This window comes from Marinobacter sp., assembly GCF_052094685.1.
Classification (GTDB): domain Bacteria; phylum Pseudomonadota; class Gammaproteobacteria; order Pseudomonadales; family Oleiphilaceae; genus Marinobacter.
Genome location: NZ_JBQDKB010000035.1, coordinates 1 through 3,658, shown reverse-complemented (window position 1 = coordinate 3,658; position 3,658 = coordinate 1). Strand labels below are relative to the sequence as shown.

At 50.9% G+C, this 3,658-nt stretch carries 5 protein-coding genes; 1 reads left to right on the top strand and 4 read right to left on the bottom strand.

All coding sequences use genetic code 11. The features are described 5' to 3' along the window. The 4 genes from ACTH3S_RS08935 to ACTH3S_RS08920 all read right to left on the bottom strand — a co-directional run. The coding region (locus ACTH3S_RS08935; protein ID WP_441808666.1) for a YqiA/YcfP family alpha/beta fold hydrolase at positions 1 to 457 on the bottom strand (457 nt) is incomplete at its 3' end. Positions 458 to 612: 155 nt separating this feature from the next. Then, positions 613 to 1,566 (bottom strand): TraI domain-containing protein, encoded by a 954-nt coding sequence (locus ACTH3S_RS08930; RefSeq protein WP_441808665.1) that lies wholly within the window; start codon positions 1,564 to 1,566, stop codon positions 613 to 615. Next, entirely contained in the window at positions 1,553 to 2,776 is a 1,224-nt protein-coding gene (locus ACTH3S_RS08925) for a tyrosine-type recombinase/integrase (RefSeq protein WP_441808664.1), read from the bottom strand. Before ACTH3S_RS08925 ends, ACTH3S_RS08930 begins: the two co-directional genes overlap by 14 nt. Then, entirely contained in the window at positions 2,769 to 3,002 is a 234-nt protein-coding gene (locus ACTH3S_RS08920; protein ID WP_008170356.1) for a hypothetical protein, read from the bottom strand. The genes ACTH3S_RS08925 and ACTH3S_RS08920 overlap by 8 nt, the downstream gene beginning before the upstream one ends. A 129-nt stretch (positions 3,003 to 3,131) precedes the next feature. Between ACTH3S_RS08920 and ACTH3S_RS08915 the strand changes: the two genes are divergently transcribed. Beyond that, entirely contained in the window at positions 3,132 to 3,389 is a 258-nt protein-coding gene (locus ACTH3S_RS08915; RefSeq protein WP_441808663.1) for a helix-turn-helix domain-containing protein, read from the top strand. The last annotated feature ends 269 nt before the right edge of the window (positions 3,390 to 3,658 follow it).

Sequence of the window (3,658 nt, the reverse complement as noted above, 5' to 3'; positions counted from 1 at the left end):
GAAAATAATCCCCAAGCGCTCTTACGGTATCATTCCAGGGAAGCAGTTCATCCCCCTGATCTAGCAGCACGAGCCCGCTGCCACAGTGGGTGAAAGGATAGTAGCCAGAAACCACTTCAGCCGTCAGTTGATAGGCTTGCCCCTGATGATCCACACCTTGCCCTATCCACGGCTTGAGAGTGTGAGCCGGATCCGTCACCGGATTGATGGCGACAAACGGAATGCCGGTTTCGGCTCCCAAAATCCCCGCCAACCATCCCCCCATTGAGGTCCCAACCAGAAGATCCGGGTTCACTTGCATCAGCTTGTCCAAACTATCTTCAATAACGTCTTCCGAGGCCTGAGTGTAGTCGATGTCGTGACCATACACGGGGCCAAGTCTTGCGAGTGTTTTGAGTTTATCGCTGGTGATATCGAAGCGGCTAGCGAAGCCGTGGAGGTAGTAGGTTTTCGGCATATCCTTGGCTCTGGAGGCTATATTTTCCTGACCTTAGCACCGTTGGCGGGCAAATGCCTTCGTCCTATTGGAAGTGCTTTCCTTACGCCCCGGCAGACAAAGAAAAGGGGTGTAGCCGCACCGTACCACACCCCTCGCTGTACTGTTCATCTGTCTCATCCATGAGCTTCTATCGATGGCCGCCAATACACGTTGTTTCCGAGCCGTCCAAAACCGATTGGCTGACGCTTTCGGTAGGCCTTCCGCTGATTGTCAGCCATGGCACTCTGGGCATCGGCGTCTCGAACATAGCGGGCAAGCGTCATGGCAGGGCTGACACCATAGCGTGCGCCGGGCGATGCACAGGTCCAAATATGCCTGAGTGCAAGAGCCGCATCAGGATCTCGTTTATCGAGATAAGCCAAACCGTAGGCACAGGCCTCCAGAGTCAAGTCGGCGTGGTCACACAATCTCGCGGTTGCTGTTGGTTTCCCCCACTTGTCGTAGGTGTAGGTCTTGCCGATGTCGTGCAACAATCCCGCAACGAAACCAAGTTCCTGAAGTTCCCGAGGCATTCCGGGTTCATTAGTCTCCGTCATGACCAGCACGTTCTTCGCCACGTCCAGAGAATGAGCCAACAGCCCGCCGGGCTCGTTATGATGATAATTTCTGCTCGCAGGAGCGTTCAGAAAAACTTCCAGCCTGTCACGGCGCTCCAATACTCGCTTAATAAACATCTGTAATGAAACTGACCGCAAAGACCGAACCGCAGCAACTAACTGATCCAGTGCCTCCGGCTTTGGGCAGAACGTCCGTGGCAACGTTTGCAGTACTGGTAGGCTGGCAACGTCTGCCTGCAGCGGGCGGCGGATATCGGTCAGCAGAATCTCACTTTCCTCCCCACCGACACACACCTGACCCTTGACCACGACCAGATCCATGTGGCCCAGATGTTCCGGGATGAACAGAGAACCAATCACCGCCAGTACCACGATGTCGCTGGCACAGCTGCTCAAGCGAAGTTTCAGATACGGAATACCATCATCATCAAAACAGGCTACGCGGCCAGTCAGGCGGTAGGTGCCGTTGAAGGTCTTTTTCATTAACGGGCGCAGTTCATTCAGTTTCATTACCCATCTCCTGGTCGTTGTCGATCACCCTGCTCTGAATCAGGCGCTCAAAGGCGCTGCCATCCATACGAGTCAGGTTCGGGATATATCGGGAGTACACTTTGAACAGCATCTCTGTAGATGAGTGGCCCAGCGTACGAGCCACCCATTCTGGGTTTTCACCTGATGCCAAAAGCAATGTCGCGGCCGTGTGGCGGGTTTGATAAGGCCGTCGCTTTTTTAGCTTTAGGTGCTCCAATAAGGGATACCAAACTCGCTTGGTGACGTTGTTGTGATCCAGCGGCTCACCGAGGCGATTGCAAAACACAAACTTGCTGAGCTTTCCGGTTGCCTCGTATTGCTCTTTAAGTGCGTCGTGCACTGGGCCAAACATGGGGATCTCGCGCTGAGAGCCGTCTGTTTTTGTGTATTCCGTCTTGCCGTGAATCAAGGTTTCACGCACCAAAATCTCACGGCGTTCGAAGTCCACATGCTCCCACTTCAGGCCATCCACTTCTCCGGTGCGCATGCCGGTGTAAAAGCGCACCAAGTAGTAATTGCGATAGTCTTCGCGCACCCGTTTGAGGATGGTCTCAACTTCCGCCATAGAAAACGGCTCGATATGAACCTTCTGCTGTTTCAGCGGTTTGATATTGAGATAAGGATTCGTGAAATCATACCGTTCGGCAGCTTCGGTCAATATCATCCGGAGGATTGTCATATGGCTATTGACGGTCTTGGGTGCCATCAACCCACTGGGCCCCCTGCCCTTCCGCCGGGCCATCTTGTTGCGGGCTGCCAGAATATCCGCCTTGGTGATCTCGCCCACCCGCTTGTTCTTGAACGCCGGCTTGAGCGAGCTTTCGAGAATAGAGGTTACATTGCGGACGTGGGAGTTGCGCCACTGGATTTTAGATTCCAGGAACCATTGGTCGGTGAAGTCTGGGAAACCTGGAGTAGTAGACTCCGATGGCTCAAAACCATCGTCGCTCTTATTGGAAAGAACTCCTGCCTCCTCAAGCTTTTTGAGATTCTTGCTCCCCGGAAAGAACTCTGCATAATCAAAATCCCCGACTAACATTTTGGCTTCCATTCGCTGGATCAATGTTTCGAGTTGTTTACGATTACGGGCTGTGTCGCTTAGCAGAGTTTGTTCTCTGCAGCGTATTCCTTGGTACCGAAAATCGATAAAGAGCTTCTTTGTATCGGCTCGTGCACGTACCTTAGCCATGACAAACACCTCCGCTTGCCATCGGGATGGCCAGGTTGTTCTGAGCCATGCTGAGCATGTCTTCCTCAATGATCTCCCAGATGTAGAGAATCTTTCGGCCGCCAAATGGACGGATATAATGTTTGCCCTCTAACAGAACGCTGTCTTTCAGACACTGACGGATAGTGCGGGGGTCATACTTGATACGCTCTGAGAGCTCTTCAGTTGTCAGGTATGTGTTGTTCATGAGAACATCTCCTTTTGCAAACCAATGATCAGTTGATAGTTTTTATTATCAATTGATCATCAATATACGCCCTATCATGATAATTGCAAGTGGCGTTTGATACTTTTTTTTATCAAAAAGAGCAAAGAGATGATCCGCTTCCATTTAAAGGAATTGATAGCAGATAAGGAATTTGCCGAGAAACGACGAATCACTATCGGTGAAATAGCTAAGGACACCGGCATTAACAGGATGACACTGTCGAAAATCATCAACCATCCCGGCCACAGCACAGTAACGGACAACATTGATAAGCTATGCACTTATTTCGACTGTTCTGTTGAGCAATTGATCACGCACATCAAGGAAATCTCAGGCGAGTCTGAAGAACCTGAAGACGAGAAGTGACTCTTTTTACTAGGCATGAGAGCAGGAGTTAATGTTCCGTGCCCCAGAAGACTGAAGGTCAAAAGCGAAGATGGGCCAAAACATCCAAATCGGAAATTGGCACGCATAGGGCACGGTGAGGGCACGGAGAAAATTTCAGGTTCAGAAAGCAAAAAAGGCAGACCAGTAAGTTACTGATCTGCCTTTCTTTTATATGGTAGCGGGGGCAGGATTCGGTTATGAGACGGATGATTTAGCGACATATTAAAAGTCGCTAATTGTCTTTAAGT

What these genes read in the sequence shown, in the direction of transcription:
- ACTH3S_RS08925 (WP_441808664.1), bottom strand. Translation starts at nt 2,776, where the DNA reads ATGGCTAAGGTACGTGCACGAGCCGATACAAAGAAGCTCTTTATCGAT.
- ACTH3S_RS08915 (WP_441808663.1), top strand. Translation starts at nt 3,132, where the DNA reads ATGATCCGCTTCCATTTAAAGGAATTGATAGCAGATAAGGAATTTGCC.
- ACTH3S_RS08930 (WP_441808665.1), bottom strand. Translation starts at nt 1,566, where the DNA reads ATGAAACTGAATGAACTGCGCCCGTTAATGAAAAAGACCTTCAACGGC.
- ACTH3S_RS08920 (WP_008170356.1), bottom strand. Translation starts at nt 3,002, where the DNA reads ATGAACAACACATACCTGACAACTGAAGAGCTCTCAGAGCGTATCAAG.